Below are 21,306 nucleotides of genomic sequence, written 5' to 3'. Positions count from 1 at the left end.
ATTAAAGGAACATTGAGTGAATACATACACTTATCGTAATTGGTAGAAAAGTATCTGTGTAAAAATGAAAATATCTATTGTTGTTGGTGGAAGATGGCACGCATTTGACCTAGCAAAAGAACTGCACTCAGCAGGGATTTTACATCGTTTAATCACTAACTATCCTAAATATAAAACCCGCAAATGGGGAATACCAGATGATAAAGTAATTAGCTTGCCTCTAACTCTTTTATTAGGGAAAATCATATACCAAATAGGTAAAGAAAAATGGATGAGGAAATGTCAAGCCTTAGTTCATAATTTATTTGCTGAAGCAGCAAGTAGATACCTAGAAGGCAGCACGCTAGTACACGGCTGGTCAAGTTTTTCTGAACCTGCTATGCACTGGGCAAAACGGAATAACATACCCTTTTTGTTAGAAGGTAGTTCTGCTCACATGAAGGTGCAATGTCAAATATTGAGGGAAGAATATCAGCAGTTAGGTCTGTGTTGGGCAGAAACCCACCCAGAGATTGTTGCTCAAGAACTACGAGAATACGAACTAGCAGAAAAGGTAGCAGTACCTAGCTTGTTTGTGAAACGTGGTTTTTTGGCTCAGGGATTTCCTGAACAACACCTAGTTCATAACCCTTTTGGAACGAATCTTAAAAGCTTTTTGCCAGGTGCAAAGCAGGATGATATTTTTAGGGTTATCTATGCTGGTTCTTTGAGCGTGCGTAAAGGCATTCATTATTTAGTACGAGCCTTTATGAAAGCAGATATACCCAATAGCGAATTGTGTTTAGTTGGTGGAGCTACGGCGGAAAGTCCCGTTTTGTTGGCAGGGGCAGATGAGCGGGTTAAATTGATTGGTCATGTACCGCAGATTGAGTTAACAGACTACTACCACAATAGCAGTATCTTTGTGATGGCAAGTATTGCAGAGGGTATGGCAATGGTTCAGTTACAAGCGCTTGCTTGTGGTTTGCCATTGATTTGTACAACTAATTCAGGCGGTGAAGACTTACTACGAATGTCAGGTGTAGAACCTATGAAATTATACGGCGACATCGAAGAATATCCAGCAGGATATTTAGTGCCTGCACGGAATAGCCAAGCTATAGCCACTTGCTTACAAATACTAGCCCAGGATAGAAATTTACTTTTATCTAAACGAGAAGCAGCATTATCATTCCGAGCTATAGGTTTGGATTGGAGTTTTTACGCTCAACGTGCTATTGCATCTTATAAATCCCTGCATGAACCAAAATCTGCTAAGACAAAAATTGAGGTCTAAATGACAGAACCTTTAGTATCAATTATTCTGCCTGTATACAATCGTAAAAAATACTTGGCTCAAGCCATTGATAGTGTTTTACAGCAAACCTATCAAAACTGGGAATTAATTATAGCAGATGATCATTCTTCAGAAGATACAAAAGATTTATTACAAAAATATGCCGCGCTACCGAAAGTAAACGTTTATTATAACTCTCAGAATATAGGTCTTTTTGCTAATCTTAATCAAGCTATTAATCACTGCAATGGTGAATACATAACAATTATTTGCACTGATGATTTTTTCTTACCCCATTGCCTAGAGACTAATATCAATGCAATTCAACAATACTCAGAGGCTAATCTTATATTATCTTCTACATATTCAGTTAATGCGAATGGAGAAATATTGCCTGATGCTAAAAAGTTTTATTATGATTACATAGCGAAAGAAACTCAAATATTGCAACCCAATCAAAGTGTTCCATTATTACTTAAATTTGGGAGTATTAATGGCAATATTACTGCAATGTTTTTTAGAAAGAGCCTTTATAAACGAGTTGGTGATTTTAGAGCAGACTGGCGACATGCAGCAGACTGGGAATGGATATATCGAGTTGCTTGTTGTAGCCCAATTCTGATTTCTAGAGTCAATGTAGCAGCTATTAGAGTTCACGAAGAACAACTCTCAGTTGCCAATGGAAAGAATCTCAGTACTTCCAAAGAAGGAGCTGAAATGGTAAAGATGCTCTTGGCCAATCCCTATGTCAGAAATCTTAAGTCAGCACCAAATTGGGCATTGCATATTATGCAGTTTCATCTGTGGTTTGCCTTCAAACTTGCTCTTAGAGGATATTTATCAGAGGCTCTAACTATTGTTAGGGCTGTAAATCAAGTTACGGGCTTTGGTAAAACATTCTGGGTTATGTTGAAAACGTTACCCCAGAGATGGACTGCTCGTAGACATAAAAGCTTTATTTTACCACCAAATTAATATAAAAATTGTGTCTATGAACAAACTAATTAATAGCAACTCGCTTTACAGCAAATTAATTTAATTAGATTGAAATAAATCTAGTAAATTAGAAAATCTTAGTGTTTTATCATTTGCTAACTTAAAACTAACGCAGGAGATTAATAAGATGATAGGAGCAGATTTTGAATATATTAAAAAATTACTCAATGCTGGTTTGATTTCTTCTCCATGCTTAGACCTTGGTGCAAGCGGTGGCGGCGAGGGGCATAACTGTAAAAGTTTACTCCAAAATGCTGGATTAAAATATATTGGAACTGATATTTATCCAGGAGAAGGAGTTGATATTGTCGCTAATTTTGAAGATTCAGAAGTTGAAATTAATAAAGCATTTGATAATCAGAAAATTTCTTCTATTTTAGTTCTTAACGTTCTAGAGCATACTTTTGATCCAATCAGGGTATTAGATAACGTATTTTCTATTTTGAAACCCAACGGAACTTGTGTTATCATCACTCCCACAGTCTGGCCAATTCATGACTATCCAATTGATTGTTGGCGAATTAATCCTGCATTTTATGAAGAATACTGCCGGAGGAAAGGATTAACACTTGTAGATGAGTATTTTGAGTATATAGGTGTTTCCAAGGTAGAAATAAATTTAGGAGAAGGAAGCAAATATAATCTTCCAAAACCTTCTCAAAATAAATTAAAGATAATCAAATCTCGGCTAATTCACAAACTATTCAATACTTATGGAAGGAGTATGAATAATCCTTCTCACGTAGCAGTAGGTGCTGTGATTAGAAAATCAGAGGCTATACTATGACCGTAGAAAAACGTGCATTTAATGGTACTCTTATTGGTATTTTTTCATTTGTAATTACAATAGGGCAAACTATTCTAATTGTTCCTATTCTTATGAAATTCTGGGGTGTTAACAACTATGGATTGTGGTTAGGTTTATCTGCATTGAGCAGCTTATTACAAACTATTGATACTGGGCATCAAAGCTACGTAGGTAACGAGTTAACTAAGTTTTACACAACTGATACCAAAAAACTAAAGACAACCTTAGCATCAAGTATTTGGACGGCTGGCTTACTAGGTTTATTACAAATAATAATATCAGTTGGAATTGTAGTTTTTGGGGTAACAGGAAAACTAATAGGATATACTTCACCTGTAGGAGAGAATCAAGAAATTGGATTAGGATTACTTGTTTTAACAATTACATGGGTTATAACTGGTTCTGTAGGTGGAATTCTATCTCGTCTATATCTACCAGCTGGATTATTCGTCAGATTTACTCTTTGGGGAATTATTGCACGTTTGTTTAATGTTGCAAGCATTTTACTGACTGCTATATTAGGTGGCGGAATACTTGTAGCTTGTATTATTAGCAGTATAGTTGTGTGTTTGATTTATATACTATTTTTTTGGGATATTTATAAAATATTTTATAAGCTTTATCCTTTCTGGATAGGTGGAAATTTAAAAACTGCATTTACTAATATTTCTAAATCATTGATTCTTACAGGTGTAGGATTTTTATCCCAATTACAAAATAATGGGTTAATTTTATTTGTGTCTGCCATAGTTGGAGCAGCATTTATTCCTGCACTTAGCACTATGCGAACTCTTACTAATACTTTTTTAGCGGGGACTGCAATTATTACCATGTCATTAGTACCTGAGATGACGCGTTATCATACTCAGGGTGAACATAAAAAGTTAGCAGATATGATTTCTACGGCTTGGTGGTCAGGGGGTCTATTAATTAATCTTGGCTTAGTGATTACACTACCATGTATCGAGCCAATATATTTACATTGGACAAGAGGTCAAATCAGCTTTAATTGGGTGCTTTACTTAATATTAGCTTGGTCAATTTCACTAAAAAACTTTGGTAATCCTCAAAGCGTTTATCTAATAGGTATTAATCATATAAAAGCACAAACAACAATTGCGGTTGTGCAAACGACAATTATTTTAGGCATAACTAGCCTTTTCTTGGCTAAAGATGGGTTGGTTGCTGTGGGGATAGCAATAGTTTGTAGTGAAATAATTGGTTCAGTGATAATGGCAACAACTTACACCATTATAGAAGTTCAAAGTCTGGGCGGTAATCTAAACTTTACTAAAATTACTTTAGCTTTTTCTTCTGTTGTTATAGTGGGGTTAACTTATGTATCTGTAGGACTATATTGGTTGAGTCCGTTAATTGCATCAATAGTTGGAGGAATAATTTTAATAGGACTATACTTATGGCAATGGCAATATTTATCTATGGATGTGCGTTATAGACTAATTAAACTATTTCATAAATTAACATCTTTAAGCTATAGGCATCGGACTTGAGTCTTGCTAAGTATGCTAAAAACTAAGTTTTATCCTCTCCAGTAACATTTAAGTTAGCTTGGATTTTCAATAATTAAATGGATTTCTTAAGTCAATGTTAACATCAAATCTAAATTACAAATTGATAATTTATATCTCGTTTTCAGCTACATTGATATAGGATTGTAAATAAAAAAATACTACATTTACCCCAATGAATAAGCTTTCTTATATAGGCACAATATTAGTATTTCTACTAATATCTTCAGCTATTACAAGTCTTTTTAGTCTTTTTGAATTATCTTTGGGAATTTTCGCTACTATCCCTTTAATTATGATGATGTATTTGTCATTATTGGATGGAAGTTTGGAAATTCGGATGTTATCAATAAGCTATTCAATCAGTCAATTCATTTGTTGGGTTATCGGGTTCTTAGGTTGTGTATATTTTTTATCTCCATCAGGCTTCAGCATTGGTAAACATACCATAGTTACAATGGTTTTGATTAACCTAGTAATTTGGGGAAGTTTAGTAGGTACTTCAATTGCTAAACCTTTTAAAAAAAATCCATCTAAATGCTTAAATCATAATGAAAAAATCACAAGTGAATTAACTTATAAAGGATTTCAAATAACTGGTGCTATTTTTGTATTTTTTATGGTTGTCAATTATTTAAGTGGTGGTTTTTTCGCTAGGCAACAGATCGGGAACGCAGTGGAGACTGGAAGCCCATTATACTTTTTAACTGCTTTTAGTACATTACAGTACTTGTTCTTTTTATTCTTAGGAGTTCGCTTAAGTCGCCCAATCCTCAATCCATCAAATATTGTTAGTCTAATAATTTTGATTTTTTCTATGCTGGTAGCTAGTCTAACTGGTGGACGTGGCTTTAGTATTCGTATGCTTATTTATACTATTTTAGGAAGCTTTTATTCCAATCTTAAGTCTAAAGATATAATTAAATTCATTGTAATTTCAATTCCATTTGTTTTGTTTTTTACTATTACAATTGGTAATGTTAGAGGAAATTTAGATTTTAGTGACTCTATAAATCTAGTTACTCGTGCAGAACTCATAGGTAAAGCTGCCACTGGAAATTTAGAAGCAACGGGATCTGATTATGATGATCCTCTTTATAGTACTTTCACGAGAATTGCAGAGCCTACAGGACAAATAGTAATCGATCATGTTGCTGAGACCGGATCTTATATTGGGTTACGCAACTTTGAACGTCTTGCAACAGTATTTATACCCAAAATTATAAGCGACAAAAAGCCTATGGATGATGGAGGGGAAAGATTAAGAGATGAATATGGTGTAGATATAACTCAATTTACTAACGCACCTATAACTTCTATGGCTGATGCTTTTGAGAGAGGAGGTTATGGAGCGGTTTTTATGTTTTCACTAATTATATCTTTCTATTTAACAAAACTGAGTGAATATATTGGCAGGTTAAAAAACCAATTACTAAGAATAACTTTAAGGATATCTTTTGCTTACACTTGCTCCATACTTTATGCTCCAAGTATTCTGGGATGCATCAGTATTATAACTTACAATTTTATTAGAGATGCCTTGTTGATATGGGGTTTTATATTTTTGCTAGAAGCAACAACAAAAAAAGTTAAAAATGTACATGAAAAAACCTAAAAATGAATTATATAAAAGTAGTCCCAACACTTTTAATAAAGACTTTAATTAACAAAATTTATTATTTTTTGAAAAAATGAGAATATTTTTTCTGTTAACAGATGCCTTTGGAGGACGAGGGGGTATCTCACAGTACAACCGAGACTTCATTAACTCTCTCTGTAGTACCAAGACTTGTGATGAAGTAGTTGCTATTCCAAGATGCGTTGTCGATCCTATTGAGGTTTTGCCCCAAAAACTTACATATATTACCTCAGGAATAAAAGGTAAGCTGGCTTACATTTATACCATTTCCCATACCATCAGAGCCAACCCCAAATTCGATCTAATTGTCTGCGGCCATCTTTACATGCTGCCGCTTGCCTGGCTAGTTAAACTGTGGACAAAAGCACCTATACTCCTAGAAATCTATGGCATCGAAGCCTGGAAGCCTTATAGCAAGCTAGTCAACTATTGTCTTCCAGCAGTAGATTATATTGTCTCTATCAGCCAAATTACATTGGATCGCTTTCAATCTTGGGCAAAGATACCCAAGGCACAACAATTTTTACTGCCAAATGCGATCGCCCTCGAACAGTATGGGCATGATGATAAAAATTCTGAACTTCTTTCCCGATATGGACTGAAGGACAAGATAGTTCTGATGACATTGGGACGTTTGGACTCTTATGAACGATATAAGGGGTTTGATGTCATAATCGAGCTGCTACCTAAATTGAGCGAAATAATTCCTAATTTAGCCTACTTAATAGTGGGAGAAGGATCTGATAGAGAGAGATTAGAAGAGAAAGTGCGATCGCTTAATCTTCAGACAAAAGTAATCTTCACAGGATTTATTTCTGAAACCGAAAAAGCCGACCACTATCGCCTAGCAGATGTTTATGTGATGCCGAGTAAGGGAGAAGGATTTGGCTTTGTTTTTTTAGAGGCAATGGCTTGCGGTATTCCCGTAGTTGCAAGTAAAGTTGATGGCAGTCGTGAGGCAGTACGAAATGGTTTATTAGGTATTGTTGTTAATCCTGATGACCTAGAAGAAGTAAAAGCGGGAATTTTAGAGGCGTTGAAGCGTCCTAAAGGAATGATACCGCAAGGATTAGACTATTTTTCTTATGAAAATTTTGAGCGGAGGTGTCACCAGATTTGCGACCAAATATTGCAAGAATCTAGCGTGTGAACAATTTTATGAATTGCCATTCGAGAATAACTAAACAACTCTGCTCAAAATCACAGTTATCTTGCTCAATCTACCAATCAAATCTCTTAAACGTATGTGTGGTATATATGCTTACATAGGCAGAGAAGATTTTAATTTATCAAATGTCTTAGCTGCTCTGCATCATCGAGGCCCTGATTCCCAAGGTACGTGGCAAAGAACTGTAGGAGCAACAAACCACATTCATCTACTGCATACTCGTCTGGCAATTATTGACCTTAGTCCTGCTGGGCATCAGCCTATGGTAGATGCAAAAACGGGTAATGTGATTATTTTTAACGGGGAAATTTATAACTTCTCAGAACTACGCCAAGAATTGAAAGCACAGAGTGTAGAGTTTACCTCTCATAGTGATACAGAAGTTTTGTTATTAGGTTATCGTGTCTGGGGTGAGCAAATAGTGGAACGCCTAGACGGTATGTTTGCTTTTTTATTGTTTGACTCTATTCAACAACGCCTGTTAGTAGCACGAGATCACATTGGAATTAAACCACTATACTATGCTCAAACTCGCGGCGGAGGCATCGCTTTAGCATCGGAAGTACGAGCATTAATGAAGTCTGGATTAGTAGCAACAGACTGGGACAAGCAGAGTATCGATGAGTATTTAATATATGGCAGTATCCAAGAGCCGCGTACTATCAGACAAGCGATTAAAGCTTTTCCCCCTGCTCATTATGCTTATATTGATTTGCGGACAGACTTAGCCACTATATCTACCCCTATTCGTTATTGGAATTTAGCTCAACACGCACGCAATCACACACAGGAACCGACTTCTCACACAAGTCATACCGAAGTTTTGTTACATACTCTCAAAGAGCAGATTATTGCTGATGTTCCTGTGGGTTTATTTTTGTCAGGCGGAATAGACAGTACAGCGCTTGCTAGTATGTTAGCTCCAGTTATGCAAGGTCGTCTCTCTACTTTTACCTTCGATTTACAAGACTCTACTAAAGATGAGAGTAATTTGGCAGCTATGACTGCACAAAAACTCCAGCTAAAACATTATGTAGCCTACCTATCTCAGAAAACACTAAATACTTGGTTAGTTGATAGCTTTACAGCAATGGATCAACCCTCATCAGATGGTACAAATACTTATCTTATTTCTAGAGCTTCATTACAACACGGCATAACCGTTGTTCTTAGTGGTTGTGGTGCAGATGAGTTACATGGTGGCTATCCTCATTTTGCTTCCATAGCAAAGTTATATCAATTAGGAAAGTGTTTGGGTGATATGAAGTCTCTACTTCTGCCTTGGATAGAAAATATCAAGGGCTGGGGTAAGCATTCTATTTATAAAGAAAGATTAAATCTTTTATTTCAGCAAATAGATTCGCCTTCCAGAATGCTAAGAGAAACACGACGTTTCTTTACCCCTAATCAAATATCTGCCTTTTTGCCCGTAGCGCCAGATTTTTACAATCCAGTGGCAAATTGTGATGATGAAACAGACAGCAAACTCAATCTTGATGTAGAAACTTTAATTTCTCTTGGTGAAATTCAAGGCTACCTAAGAAATACCTTACTAAGAGATAGCGACTGGGCGACAATGGCGAATCAGCAAGAACTACGCGTACCCTATTTAGGTAGGCGCTATATGGAAAAAGTAATTCAAATTCCTTGGCGTGATAAACGAACAACTAAAAAAAAGAAAAAGCCCCTTTTATCTAGTCAGATTCCGCCAAGCTTACAGCACGCTCTGCGCCGTCAGAAAACAGGCTTCGATTTAGATTATGCAATGTATTTAAGCGGCCCTCTGCGAGACTGTTTACACGCAGCTTTTACTCACCTTAATCAAGCTCACGGCTTTCATCTGAATGCCGACCAAGTAGAACATGATTTAAAAATTGGCGATCCGGCAAAACAAGTTCGTCGTTACTGGGCACTGACGAGCCTTGGGTTTTATCTGCAAAAGCATAGCTAGGTAATAATGCAAAACCAACTCAAGATTCTACACTACATCCCGGTTTACGCCCCTGCTTGGCAATTTGGGGGGCCTGTTCTTAGTGTTAGCCAGCTTTGTGAAGGATTAACCGCCCTTAGTCATGAAGTAGAAGTGTTTACTTCTAATGCTGGGTTAAATAATCAACCAGAATTGCCCCTCAACCAGCCAGTCATCCGTAATGGAGTCAAAGTCACATATTTTCAGCAAGAACCAGGAATGGGTATTTATTGCCCAGGTATGGAGCAAGCAGTAACAGCAAGAGCCAGGGAATTTGACATTATCCATATCACAGGTGTTTGGCAGCGTACCAGTGGAGCGGCTTGCAAAGCAGCCAAACATCAAGGCGTTCCCTATATTGTTTCGCCTAGAGGCGCACTTGGGCCTTACTCCTGGCAGCAAAAAACAGCTAAAAAAATACTGTATTATTTATGGCAAGAACGCTTTAATATGACAAATGCAGCTGGTATACACTACACTAGCAAGCAAGAATTACAAGAGTGTCTTTGGCTAAAACTACCGGGAAAATCTTTTATCATTCCCAACGGCTTAAACACAGAGTTTTGGCAACCTGCTTTAGAAGAAGCAAAAATATGGCGTAAATCTCAAAACCTTAGTGAAGATGACTTTATACTTTTGAATGTAGGTCGTCTCCACCACAAAAAAGGGTTAGATTTATTACCTCAAGCTTTAGCACCCTTACAACATCTCAACTGGCAGATGGTTTTTGTCGGTGGCGATGACGATGGTACTAAAGCAAAACTACAGCAGCAGTTTCAAGCAGCAAACCTCTCAGACAAAGTTACTTTTCTTGAAAGATGCGAACCTAAGAAACTGCCAGCAATATACTCTGCTGCTAATTTGTTTGTCTTGCCCAGCCGCCATGAAAATTTTGGCAATGTTGTTGTCGAGTCTTTAGCTTGTGGATGTCCGGTTTTAATTTCCGACAAAGTAGGGCTACATGATGAGGTAGCTGAAGGTGGCGTGGGGTGGGTGCGTTCTAGAGTTCCATCAGAGTGGACTGAGGCTATTAGGGAATTGATTCAATTTCCTAGCAAAATGCAAACTATAAAATTTAAATCTAGAGCATGGATAGAAAATATTTTCTCCATTGATAAAACTTCTCTACACACAGCAAATTATTATATTCAGATTAGAGAGAAAAATTATGCTTAGTAATTTATATCGTTTTTACAATGAATTATTGTTAGTTCAAAAACTTCTGCCTTTACCTTTATATATACGTTGGATATCAGGAATAAAAAAATATTTCAACGCTTTAATAACAACTAAAAGTTTAGGACTATTAGATAAGAGCTTAAATGAATCATTTAGTATAAACTTTAACGGGAAAAAACTTTATTTCAATAATCTTGATTTTGGAGTTATACGTGAAATATATGGTCACTTATGTTACGCTCAATTAGGTGAATTAAAAGATGCAAAACACATACTTGATTTAGGGGCAAATGGCGGAGCATTTACAATATTTGCACTTACCGAAGCACCTCAAGCACAAGTTTATGCAGTAGAAGCACAATCAGAATTTGTCAATATCATTAAGCATAATGTTAAACAAAATTTCTCTGAAAATCGTGTAGAAGTTAAATGTGCTGTCGTTGGTGGATTCTATGATGAATGGACACAATCATTACTGAAATTAAATCCTCAAATACAAGAATTTAATATTTATGAATACATAGAAGGTGTGGGGACTTGTGACTTTTTAAAATGTGATGTTGAAGGTGGTGAATTCCCCCTGTTTCAAGGAGATTTATCTTGGACTAAAGCTGTTAAAAGTATGGCATTAGAATATCATCCAAACAAAGGTGATGTAGATAAATTAGAGAAGATTTTACAATTACAGGGCTTTATAGTGAAGCGAGCAGATCACAAAAACCTTGGCTACTTTTATTGTATAAGGGAATAGCTACCTATGAATTCAGATATTAGTGCAGTTATTCTTACTAGAAATGAAGTTTGCAATCTTAATCGGTGTATAGACTCTTTACAATGGTGTCAAGAAGTTATTGTTTTAGACTCAGGCAGTACTGATGGAACAATACAATTGGCAGAATCACTAGGAACCAAAGTTTTTACCCATATTCAACTTCCACCATTCAAATTTTCTGAACAACGTAACTGGGCTTTACAGAATTGCAATTTAAAGAGTGAATGGGTATTATTTATAGATGCTGATGAAGTTGTTCCATCCAATTTAGCAACAGAAGTTCAGTGTATATGTTCTGCCAATAATCAACAATACAATGCTTATGAACTGCCTGCACGTTATCTATTTTGGGGTAAATGGCTCAAGCTTACACAAGGATATCCTAATTGGCATTCCCGTTTACTAAAGCTAGGAGAAGTCACTTTTACAGGTGGTGTTTGGGAACACTTTGCTTCAGATGCTAAAGTTGGCAGAATTAATATTCCTTACGATCATTATGCCAATTCTAAAGGATTTGGAGATTGGTTAGAACGGCACGATCGCTATTCTTCTTGGGATGCCCAAAATGTAGTAGAATTTCTGGAAACAGGCAAAGCATCTGCTCTAGGAACTGAACGCAAACTAAAACTTAGATTATTGGCAGCTAAACTTTGGTTTTTGCGTCCCATTGTCAGATTTATCCAAATGTATTTTCTCAGATTAGGTTTTTTAGAAGGAATAACGGCTCTTATTTTCTGTCTACTCTATGCCATATATGAATTTATGATAGTAGTCAAAATCATAGAACTGAGACGTAAAAAATCTGGATTACCTCTTTGATAATTCCACAATAAATACATGGGAAAAATTACAATAATCACTCAATACTTTTACCCTAACTATGCTGCTACTGCCCAACTCATGACTGATTTAGCCAAAGGGCTTTCCCAAAAAGGTTATCAGGTAAATATATTCACAGGTACTCAGGCAAACAATACTACACCTGAATTATCAAATCAAATTACAATCTACCGTGCTTTCTCTCCCATCACAGCCAGCACTAGCATTTTGAGTAAAGTAATTAGCTCAGTATTTTTTATTTTAGGTGCTTTGAAATATGTAATATTTTCCCTATCTCATACAACTCCTCTATTAATTGCTTCTAATCCACCATATTCCGGCCTTATAGGCACTATATTTAAAATTACTCGTGGTGGAAAATATCATTTTTTACTCCAAGACATATTTCCCGAATCTGCTGTAATGTCTGGCATTATTCCGCAAAATAGCTTTTTATTTATTTTTTTTAGTAAATTAATTTATTTAACTTACAAATATGCTGACAATATTATAGTCCTCAGCACTTCTATGCAGTGTTTTTTGGAGAATAAATATCCTGAGTTAAAACCAAAAATCAAAGTAATTGAGAATTGGGCAGTAGAAGATATTATTATTTCTAATAAACAAGCAAATAATTTTGCTCAACATTATAATATTGACAAAGTTTTCACAGTTTTATACTCCGGCAATTTGGGTAGACTGCATGATATTGAAACTATCACTGAAGCAGCTAAAATACTGAAAGACACTCCTATTCAATTTGTCTTTATTGGTGCTGGAGCGAAAACTAAATTAGTTGAACAAGCAATCCACACTCAGGAACTAAAAAATATACTTTTATTACCTTACCAACCTAGAGAACTACTGCCCTTATCTCTTACCGCTTGCGATCTTTCACTAGTCAGCCTTATACCTGGGGCAGAATCAATAGTTGCTCCTTCTAAACTCTACGGAATGCTAGCCGCAGGTAGGGGAATCATTTCTATCTCTGCACCAAACTCATATATTGACCAACTTTTAACAACTTCTGGTTGTGGTATTAATATACCTCCTAATAATCCTGAACACCTTGCTAAGTTAATTAGTGAATTAGCCAATGATAACCAAAGAGTTAAGGTAATGGGTGAAAAGGCGCGTCAACTTTATAAAAGCAGATATACATTTCAGCGTGCTTTAGAGGAATATCAACAGATTTTATTTCAAGATGATGCTTACCAAGAAGTAATTATTTCAAACGTAGGTTCAAACTAGATCCGGTTCTGCCAACGAAAATCCTCAAAAACGATCGCCCACAATCTCGCAATACTCTTACCAATGATTCTGATGGTTGATTTTGAGACGCTACAGCCACAGGTGTAACCAGAATCCCCTAGACTACCCAAAACTATGGTTGCGATCGCTAAAACCAACCACATCAATCTCTGTTTGCGTTTCATTCAAAGCTTACTTAACTCATAGCGATCGCGGGATGATTTTAAAAATATTGTGGGATGGGCATATTGCCCGTACCTGCTTTTTTGGGCGGACAATATACCATCCGACAAGAGTCATCCTTTGATTGTGCAACACCAAAATATTTACCCTAAAGGCTCTCTGAGATTTCGCAACAACCCTCCAATAGCAGTAAATTCGGGAGTGTTATTTAAAGCTTTCAAGGAATTTGTATCAGCTTTGTCAACAATGGTATTGTAGGTATTAATTGCCTGATTAAGCTTAGTTACATTTACTCCCGTTTGCTGTGTCACCAAGCCGTTGAGATTGAGAATTAAATCTGTTGTCAATAGAGTATCAGCCCCGGCTAAGACTATGGGAATAACAGTTTTGGCAACATTAGTATCAACTCCTACTCCCAACAAAGTTGCAAAAACAACGGCTGCATTGTTTGCCTTATCGCGTGGCCCAACAATTTTAAAACTAAGATTTTCTCCATTTGTTTTCTTAATTGTAACAACCCTTGTTATAGTTTCTTCAGATAAACTATTAGGGGTTTGTGCTTGACTTGGAAAATTCCCCAATCCTAAAAGTAGGGGACTAAGACTCAGAGAAATCAGTAAAGACTTGAATTGGTTCATAATCATCTTTATGGATTAGATATAACTATTGTGTTACCACCAATTTGCAAAGAAACGGAGCCATTGGCAGGTAGTGCAGCAATTGAGGTTCTGACAAATGCAATGGCATCCCCTATGGTGGGAAACCCCTGTGTTTGTGTCGAACCACTTACTGTAGTTATTACAGATACTTGATTAAGAACTGGCGCTTCAGTGCTACTCACCGTCAGAGCAGCCCCCGATGCAAGCAACGATGCGATTTGTTGTTGTATCGAACCGCCAGTTTGTAACGCTACAATAGCATTTTGTCCAGCCGTATTCACAGCTGTTTGAATCGCAGGCGAAACGGTAATTATAAATGTTCCACTAGCATTAGTTGTGACTGTAATGTTGCCTGATGTGGTTACGCCACCACTTTGAACAGTGATGGGGACTGAAAAAACGCTAATACTAGCAGCACCTCCGTTATTACCACTGACTGAACCCGCTGTTCCTTTACTGGGACTATTTTGGCTAAGTTGGGCTTCGCTTGGTAACTGCCAAGCACTCAACAGCAGAGGACTCAAACTAAAAGCAAGGATCAAAGACTTGATTTTTCTCATGGTGATTCTCTAGAGATAAGGTATTTATCAGAAAAATGGGTTTAAAATCCCGTCCTTGTAGGACGGCTTTATATTTACCAGAGGCACATTCACCACTAAATGTTTTAAAATACTGGAATGTTAACCATGAATTAGCAATATGTGTGAATCGTTGGCTAGAAACTAACTCTGAAACGAGTAGAGGATTAGCCGCATGGGAAATCATGACAACTTGATGTTCATGGGGGTGAAAGTCCTCCTATGCCACACGGTCATCCCATTGGGGTGGATGTGGGACTTGAAAAGTTTTTGGCAACTAGTGATGGTGTTCTTGTGAAGTCGCCCAAGTTTCTGAAAGTAATGCAAAGCAAGCTGAAATTGCTGCAAAGCAGACTTTCTAGAAAAAAGAAGCGCTCTTTGAATTACGAAAAACAACGGATCAAAGTTGCCAGACTTCACCACACTATTGATAACACCCGCAAGGATTTTCACTTTAAGCAAGCTCACGCCCTTTGCGGGGCTGGTGATATGGTCTTCATGGAAGATTTGGATTACCGGACTTTGGCAAAAGGGATGCTGGGTAAACAGATGCTTGACGCGGGGTTTGGACAGTTCCGAAATATTACCAAGTATGTGTGTTGGAAGCGTGGTAAATTCTTCTCTGAGGTTAGTGCAAGGGGGACATCGATTGAGTGTCCAGAATGCGGTGCAGAAGTTAGAAAAGACTTGAGTGTGAGAGTGCATCATTGTTCTAGTTGCAACTATACAACCGATAGGGATGTTGCTAGTGGTCAAGTAATTAGAAATAGAGGAATAGAACTGATTAGTACGGCGGGACATGTCGGAATCCAAAACGCCTATGCAGATGCTTTGCCAGGGGTTGAGATATCTCAGTCTAGGTCAAAGTCGAAAACCCTTTTGGGAACAACTAGGAAATCTAAGAAGTGATTCTTAGAGGCTCCGATGCCTAGTGATCGGAGTCATGTCACTTAGGCAGGAAATTGAAACCATAGCTGATGCTGAGAATGACAGCAGTACCGCCAGGTGTCCTATCTGTGAGGTCTGAACCTTGAAGCACAATTGTCAGAGGAATAGTTGGAACGGGAACAAAAGAAACTCCAGCGTTTAGGCCTACTCCACTCCAAGATGCACCGATACCAACTTGAGGATGAACTTGTAAACCGAATCCTCCAAATACCCCAACACTGTCATTTCCTGGGCGGAAGTTACCACCTCCCACTCCCACTGTGAGCGCCAATGGCATTTTATTATTAGAGCTATTCGGTTGCAACACGGAGACATTTGTGACTGCACCATAGACAGTAGAATCAGCTACTCCTTCACTGCCATACTGAGCAAAAGTATTCCAGCCAACTGCGGCTGCAACTTGATTCTTACTACCAGCATAGAGAATACGGTGGGCTTTGAGATCGAAAGTTCCATTAGCACCAAAGTTTTTGATACTACCGTTGTTAAAGGAGACTTCTAAACCAATTAATTTCTGGCTATTTCCCAAACCAAAACCTACACTTGTACTGCCATCGAAACCTGCATTGCCATTTGCTTCCCTGCGAGTTGCTCCCGATGCTGCTAAGAAAAAGTCTCCCGAATTAGCGCCGAAAGCACTAGGAATCCCAAAGCTGAGGCTAGGAGGATAGGTTTGTTTACCACTGGTACCTCCCAACAAAGGCTTAATTTTTAGCCTTTGACGTAATTCACCATCATTTAGTTCAGTTTCAGAGACAGTAGAGGGAGTTTGAGTTTGGGATAGAATCTGGCGATCGCCTTGGTTGAGTGGCATCAGCAGTTGTGCTGGACTCAGATTTGAAGAGTTTACTTGAGGGGAAAAAATCGCTTTTCGGGTTTGAGTGTTGGTTGATTCAGTTAAAGATGCATTCTGTTGTTTTTTAAAAAAAATGTTAGTTCTTAAAGAAGCAGCCTGTTGTTCCTCATTGAATAGTTTAGGTTTAACGTTAGCACTAAAACCATCACTAATACTTACAGTCTCTAATTCAGCAACAGTATTATTTTTTTGAGATACCAGCAATCTTTGTCTTAAGCTAATATTCGATTGTGTATTAAGTCTAGATAGTCTCAATTGAGTCTCTAGATTTTCAGAAATAACCCTATCCGCAGCAACTGCCGATTGGATAGAAATATCAGTCAACATTAGCAGAAAAGTTAACAGGATTTTCCCTGAGTTCCAGCAAGCTGAGTTAATACTAATCATTTCATAACTATCACTACCATTAATAATTTTTTGTGTTTCACGCATCAATGATATTCCTTTGTACAATTATTTACCTAGATATGAGATTCATCTATATGTAAAATTACTATTCAGCAATAGTAACTCTACAGCAATATAGACAATTGACAGGATTTAGACAAAATAGAAGATAAAAAAAGGTTATAATACCAAGCTATCTAATTGGTATTTCACGGTATCTGTAAAATCTCTCTCTAAATCTCTCTCCTAAAAGGAGAGAGACTTTAAATTTTCCCACTTCCCTAAGTTCGCGTAGCGGCGCGAAGTGCGGGAAGGGGGTTAGTTTAATTCGTTAACTTTTCCACATAACGTGAAAAGTCAGAGCTATCTAATTGGTATTTAAGGACTTGAGGCTAGGGGAAATGCACCTTATTTCCTAATGAAAACTAACGGGCATCTCAAAACTATCTAGATAATCACAAGACTTGATGATTTGATAAAGAAAAAAATCAACTATCCCCAAAATTATAACACTTCTCGTTTGGATGTAAGTAGGTCGGTGTGAATATTTATCATCAGGATAAGGCAGGATAGCGCAGCGGTAGCGAGTCTGCGTACCCTTACAGGGAAGCAAGCTACGCTTTTAGCGTCTGTCTGCGACACGCTGCGCGAACGTAGAGAGCGTCGGCAGAAGGTAAGCTGTTGCGTCTACAAATTGCATGCATCATTAGCATGATTAGGCAAAACCTGTAACTCCTCTCCCTTGCACCCTACTCCCCTGCCGCCTCAATGTGCAAACTATAATCACAACAGCCTACCCCTAACCCCCCTTAAAAAGCTATGGTGTATACACAAGTCTGAAATAGTTTACTCACCTGGTTTTTCGCGTCAGTTTTACCCCACCCTAGCCCTCCCCGTATGTATTGAGGAGGAAACTAGATTTTCTTGTTTCCCCCAATGCATGCTGCAGTGTATACACAAGTATTTTTCTTAAACTTAGGTTTTTGTTAGTCAATCAAATTTATTCACGCTTTTTTAAACGCTTTTCTTTACCTAATAGAAAAACCACATAAAACCGCTTCACAAAAAATGGTATAGAAACTCTAATATCAACAAGATGACGTTTATAAATACGGTCATTAAATGCTTTTTTTATCTCAGTTAACTGTGTATTGGTAAAAGTAGCTACTATTTCAGGAGGAATACGAGCAAAAAACTGTTGCACGAAAAGGTCATTTTTGGAAGAATTTTTATTTGAACTATTTTGAGACATCTTGCTTTTTACCTGACTGAAAGTAAAGTTTAAAAATTAGGGCTGTGTTTATAATCCCAGCACTTATCATCACGCCAAACTCTGTTAGTATATTCACATTCTGATTTATCATAAATCCAAGGAATTGATGTAGGGTAATACAGAGTAGATGTGAGATTCAGTGAAGACAATATAAAGGAAAGTATTGTGAAACTACAAATCAATAGAATGATTGAAAATCCTATGATGAACAAGCTATTGCTAAGAGTCCAAAAAGGATATAAACCTTTTTCAGAGCGTAAACGGTTTTGAGAGCGACGTTCTGATCCTGCTAATAAAACTAGATAAAATTCTAGTCTGGGAATTGGTATTGAAACTCTTATGTCTAAAAAATGAGGAGAAGACTTATTATAGCTAAAAGCCTTTTTTAGGGCTTCTATTTGCTTATCTGTGAAGGTACTTGCAATTTGTGGATTAATCTGAGCGAAAAGTCGATCAAAAGTAGGATCAGTGTAATGGGCATTATTCATTTTTGTTTGTCTTAATATACATTAATATTTCGTAATTCATATCTTTTTATCCGGACATTACGAACAATAAAATTTATTTAAATATAAAGTTATTTTCTCTACCAATGATTCGATATTTTCCAGATTTATTAAAATTTTAAGCAAACATACTATAGTCTGGCTTAGTTACAACAAAACTTACAGATTAAATAGTTATTTAGATAGTTTGTACATATAAGAAGTTAAAAAAAAGCATTTATGGTAGGTTTTTTGTTTACACTGTCTATAAATTGCCGTTATCTTTACACGTTAAAATGCTGCTAAATACTACTTGCTAAATCTTGTATGTATACTTAGTTCAATTCAGGCTTAAAATATTCTTTTCGTGAGTAGATTCGATAAATATTCTGCTTTTATCGAAATACCAATATTCTCTAAAAACTCTAATAGCTTGCTTTGAGTGACATTGCCTCTGTAGTAAAAGCTCATAACGAAGCCTTTTACTGAATTGAACTCTCTGTCATATCCTGCTTCTAGAGAAGCTAGTACAAGAACGCAAAAGTAAAAAGAAAGAATGCTTAGAGACTTTCAAAAATTAAACTACTCAATTCCTGCATCCAATACGAATATCAAATTTCTTCTTCCCCTGCTCCCCAAAGCGACTGATTATTTTTTTAGTTAAAAGTCCCCAAATCAGGCGGGGTTTGAATCCTCATCTGATTTCTCCCCTTGTCTCTATCTTCAACGAGCAGATACTGATTTTTGTCGCAAGATAATTCTTCAAAACATCCTAACTTAATTTTTCAAGATTTAAGTAACTGTAATATCACGTACCTTTAGAAACAATGTGGAAAAATTACAGTGTATTTACTTACTAAATTACTTGTCCAATGTAAATCAACATATTGAGTAAAAATAATTTTGAAAAATTACAAATTAAAAAAAAATACGTTAAAGATTACAAAACAAACAAAATTACATATTAAAAATTACATTCCAATTTAAATTTGATATTAAATCAACATAAATTAAACATCAAAGCTCTCAATTGTTGTTGATTGGCTATCTTTTTGCATTTTTTATACAGATGAACTCTTTACATTTATGAAAACGTATGTTTAATTTGATTCAGTAGAAAGCAAAGGCAAATGCCTCGCTAATACTAAAAATCAACAATGAGTTAAGGGTCTAAAATCATGGCAGTCGAAAAAACCAATTCTTCTTCAAGCTTGGCAGAAGTTATTGACCGTATCTTGGATAAAGGTATCGTTATAGATGCTTGGGTACGTGTTTCTCTAGTTGGTATTGAATTACTTGCAATCGAAGCTCGGATCGTTATTGCATCTGTTGAAACCTACTTGAAATATGCAGAAGCTGTAGGCTTAACACAGTCAGCTGCTGTACCTGCTTAATTATTAAGTAGATACAATCAAATTAGAATTGCTCAAACCATTTCTTTGTGAAGTCAGCCGTGGCAGACTTTCTGGATAACTCATCTCCTTGTGTTTTTCTCTTTGCAGTTCGTTTTAATCCATTGCACATCAGCCTATCTTCATAGAGACTTGGTAGAAGTGATTCTGATTGGTCTTCTGTTTTTCGTCGATTATCTTGATACTTCTCAATCAAGATTTATCAAAGGATAAAATGCCAAGAGCAGATATTGTTTGAGCTACATTATCTGGATATTAATTGTCCAGTTAATGTAGTTTATTCAAGATTTTAATAATATTGTGGAGAATCTCATGACAGCTTTAATGGAAAAAATCCGGCAAGAGCATAAGTCGATAGCTGAGGAAGTATCTCAACTATTTAAAGAGACTCATGAATTCTTGTCCGCTACAACAGCAAATAGAGAAGAGCAAGCCAAAAAGCAAGCCCAATATCTGCATCAGTTCCACCAAAACCTACAGCAAACAACCCACGAGTTTCTCACAGAAACTACTAAAGAAAGGCTTGCTCAAGCTCAAGCTCTCCACCAAGAACTTGAGCAAACAAACCGCGAGTTTCTCACAGAAGCTACTAGAGAAAGGTTTGCTCAAGCTCAAGCTCAAGCCAAGTCTTTGCAGGAGTTCTTCCAAGAACTTAAGCAAACAACCCACGAATTTCTCACAGAAACTAATAAAGAAAGGCTTGCTCAAGCTCAAGCTCTCCACCAAGAACTTGAGCAAACAAACCGCGAGTTTCTCACAGAAGCTACTAAAGAAAGGTTTGCTCAAGCTCAAGCTCAAGCAAAGTTTTTGCAGGAGTTCTACCAAGAACTTGAGCAAACAACCCACGAATTTCTCACAGAAACAGCAAAGAACAGAACTGAGCAAGCCAAAGCACAAAAGCAATCTCTGCATCAATTTCGTCAGGATTTGTTTGTGAGCATTTTTGGCACGCACATTTAGTCGTTAGTAAACGCTCTGACCAAGGGAGTTAATACCCGTTCTCTAAATTACAGTTAATTCTCCTTTGCTCCTCGCTGTACATGCGTAGATTTATTTTAGAGAATTGGTAATCTGTTGGCGGACTAGATTAAATAGTAAAACCCCCTAATCTTGCAGTTA

21 protein-coding genes are annotated in these 21,306 nt (G+C 36.8%); 15 read left to right on the top strand and 6 right to left on the bottom strand.

What is annotated here, in order from left to right:
* The first annotated feature begins 64 nt into the window (after positions 1 to 64).
* The 11 genes from V7L07_RS17360 (at position 65) to V7L07_RS17310 (ending at position 13,406) form a co-directional block, all read left to right on the top strand.
* Complete coding sequence (locus V7L07_RS17360; protein WP_335059847.1) at positions 65 to 1,276, top strand: glycosyltransferase family 4 protein; 1,212 nt, start codon at positions 65 to 67, stop codon at positions 1,274 to 1,276.
* Positions 1,277 to 2,251, top strand: coding sequence for a glycosyltransferase family 2 protein (locus tag V7L07_RS17355; protein WP_335059845.1), 975 nt, complete (start codon positions 1,277 to 1,279; stop codon positions 2,249 to 2,251).
* Between the two features lie 148 nt (positions 2,252 to 2,399).
* The gene (locus tag V7L07_RS17350) at positions 2,400 to 3,059 is read left to right on the top strand and encodes a class I SAM-dependent methyltransferase (RefSeq protein ID WP_335059843.1); all 660 of its coding nucleotides are present in this window, start codon (positions 2,400 to 2,402) and stop codon (positions 3,057 to 3,059) included.
* Complete coding sequence (locus V7L07_RS17345) at positions 3,056 to 4,591, top strand: hypothetical protein (RefSeq protein ID WP_335059841.1); 1,536 nt, start codon at positions 3,056 to 3,058, stop codon at positions 4,589 to 4,591. The genes V7L07_RS17350 and V7L07_RS17345 overlap by 4 nt, the downstream gene beginning before the upstream one ends.
* Positions 4,592 to 4,784: 193 nt before the next feature.
* The gene (locus V7L07_RS17340; RefSeq protein WP_335059839.1) at positions 4,785 to 6,224 is read left to right on the top strand and encodes a hypothetical protein; all 1,440 of its coding nucleotides are present in this window, start codon (positions 4,785 to 4,787) and stop codon (positions 6,222 to 6,224) included.
* 76 nt (positions 6,225 to 6,300) lie between these two features.
* Positions 6,301 to 7,398 carry a glycosyltransferase family 4 protein gene (locus tag V7L07_RS17335; protein WP_335059838.1) on the top strand — a complete coding sequence of 366 codons (1,098 nt, stop codon included), beginning with the start codon at positions 6,301 to 6,303 and terminating at the stop codon, positions 7,396 to 7,398.
* A 61-nt stretch (positions 7,399 to 7,459) separates the two neighbouring features.
* A complete protein-coding gene (asnB, locus tag V7L07_RS17330; RefSeq protein WP_335059836.1) occupies positions 7,460 to 9,367 on the top strand; it encodes an asparagine synthase (glutamine-hydrolyzing) in 1,908 nt (635 codons plus the stop codon).
* A 6-nt stretch (positions 9,368 to 9,373) separates the two neighbouring features.
* Positions 9,374 to 10,561, top strand: a complete 1,188-nt coding sequence (locus V7L07_RS17325) for a glycosyltransferase (protein ID WP_335059834.1) — start codon at positions 9,374 to 9,376, stop codon at positions 10,559 to 10,561.
* Positions 10,554 to 11,315: an FkbM family methyltransferase gene (locus V7L07_RS17320; RefSeq protein WP_335059832.1), complete on the top strand. Its 762-nt coding sequence runs from the start codon at positions 10,554 to 10,556 to the stop codon at positions 11,313 to 11,315. Before V7L07_RS17325 ends, V7L07_RS17320 begins: the two co-directional genes overlap by 8 nt.
* Positions 11,316 to 11,321: 6 nt before the next feature.
* Entirely contained in the window at positions 11,322 to 12,155 is an 834-nt protein-coding gene (locus V7L07_RS17315) for a glycosyltransferase family 2 protein (protein ID WP_335059831.1), read from the top strand.
* An 18-nt stretch (positions 12,156 to 12,173) separates the two neighbouring features.
* Complete coding sequence (locus tag V7L07_RS17310; RefSeq protein WP_335059828.1) at positions 12,174 to 13,406, top strand: glycosyltransferase family 4 protein; 1,233 nt, start codon at positions 12,174 to 12,176, stop codon at positions 13,404 to 13,406.
* On the opposite strand, the gene V7L07_RS17305 is transcribed toward V7L07_RS17310, so the two are convergent.
* From V7L07_RS17305 to V7L07_RS17295, 3 genes are all read right to left on the bottom strand, one after another.
* Positions 13,403 to 13,591: a hypothetical protein gene (locus V7L07_RS17305; RefSeq protein WP_335059826.1), complete on the bottom strand. Its 189-nt coding sequence runs from the start codon at positions 13,589 to 13,591 to the stop codon at positions 13,403 to 13,405. The genes V7L07_RS17310 and V7L07_RS17305 overlap by 4 nt on opposite strands.
* A gap of 141 nt (positions 13,592 to 13,732) precedes the next feature.
* The gene (locus tag V7L07_RS17300; protein WP_335059824.1) at positions 13,733 to 14,227 is read right to left on the bottom strand and encodes a hypothetical protein; all 495 of its coding nucleotides are present in this window, start codon (positions 14,225 to 14,227) and stop codon (positions 13,733 to 13,735) included.
* 8 nt (positions 14,228 to 14,235) lie between these two features.
* Positions 14,236 to 14,808: a hypothetical protein gene (locus V7L07_RS17295; protein ID WP_335059823.1), complete on the bottom strand. Its 573-nt coding sequence runs from the start codon at positions 14,806 to 14,808 to the stop codon at positions 14,236 to 14,238.
* Positions 14,809 to 14,843: 35 nt separating this feature from the next.
* On the opposite strand from V7L07_RS17295, the gene V7L07_RS17290 reads away from it, so the two are divergent.
* Positions 14,844 to 15,023 (top strand): hypothetical protein, encoded by a 180-nt coding sequence (locus V7L07_RS17290; RefSeq protein ID WP_335059821.1) that lies wholly within the window; start codon positions 14,844 to 14,846, stop codon positions 15,021 to 15,023.
* A gap of 25 nt (positions 15,024 to 15,048) precedes the next feature.
* Positions 15,049 to 15,735 (top strand): RNA-guided endonuclease InsQ/TnpB family protein, encoded by a 687-nt coding sequence (locus V7L07_RS17285; protein WP_335059819.1) that lies wholly within the window; start codon positions 15,049 to 15,051, stop codon positions 15,733 to 15,735.
* Between the two features lie 37 nt (positions 15,736 to 15,772).
* Here the strand turns inward: V7L07_RS17285 and V7L07_RS17280 are convergent, their stop codons facing one another.
* The 3 genes from V7L07_RS17280 to V7L07_RS17270 form a co-directional block, all read right to left on the bottom strand.
* On the bottom strand, positions 15,773 to 17,062 hold the full coding sequence (locus V7L07_RS17280) for a hypothetical protein (RefSeq protein WP_335059817.1): 1,290 nt from the start codon (positions 17,060 to 17,062) through the stop codon (positions 15,773 to 15,775).
* 955 nt (positions 17,063 to 18,017) lie between these two features.
* A complete protein-coding gene (locus tag V7L07_RS17275) occupies positions 18,018 to 18,269 on the bottom strand; it encodes a hypothetical protein (RefSeq protein WP_335059815.1) in 252 nt (83 codons plus the stop codon).
* A gap of 29 nt (positions 18,270 to 18,298) precedes the next feature.
* Positions 18,299 to 18,778 (bottom strand): hypothetical protein, encoded by a 480-nt coding sequence (locus tag V7L07_RS17270; RefSeq protein ID WP_335059813.1) that lies wholly within the window; start codon positions 18,776 to 18,778, stop codon positions 18,299 to 18,301.
* Between the two features lie 1,175 nt (positions 18,779 to 19,953).
* Between V7L07_RS17270 and gvpA the strand changes: the two genes are divergently transcribed.
* Entirely contained in the window at positions 19,954 to 20,169 is a 216-nt protein-coding gene (gene gvpA, locus V7L07_RS17265; RefSeq protein ID WP_015080752.1) for a gas vesicle structural protein GvpA, read from the top strand.
* A gap of 330 nt (positions 20,170 to 20,499) precedes the next feature.
* The gene (gene gvpC / locus V7L07_RS17260; protein ID WP_335059811.1) at positions 20,500 to 21,147 is read left to right on the top strand and encodes a gas vesicle protein GvpC; all 648 of its coding nucleotides are present in this window, start codon (positions 20,500 to 20,502) and stop codon (positions 21,145 to 21,147) included.
* The last annotated feature ends 159 nt before the right edge of the window (positions 21,148 to 21,306 follow it).

This window comes from Nostoc sp. (genome assembly GCF_036916985.1).
GTDB lineage: Bacteria > Cyanobacteriota > Cyanobacteriia > Cyanobacteriales > Nostocaceae > Nostoc.
This window is presented reverse-complemented; position numbering and strand designations above follow the sequence as displayed.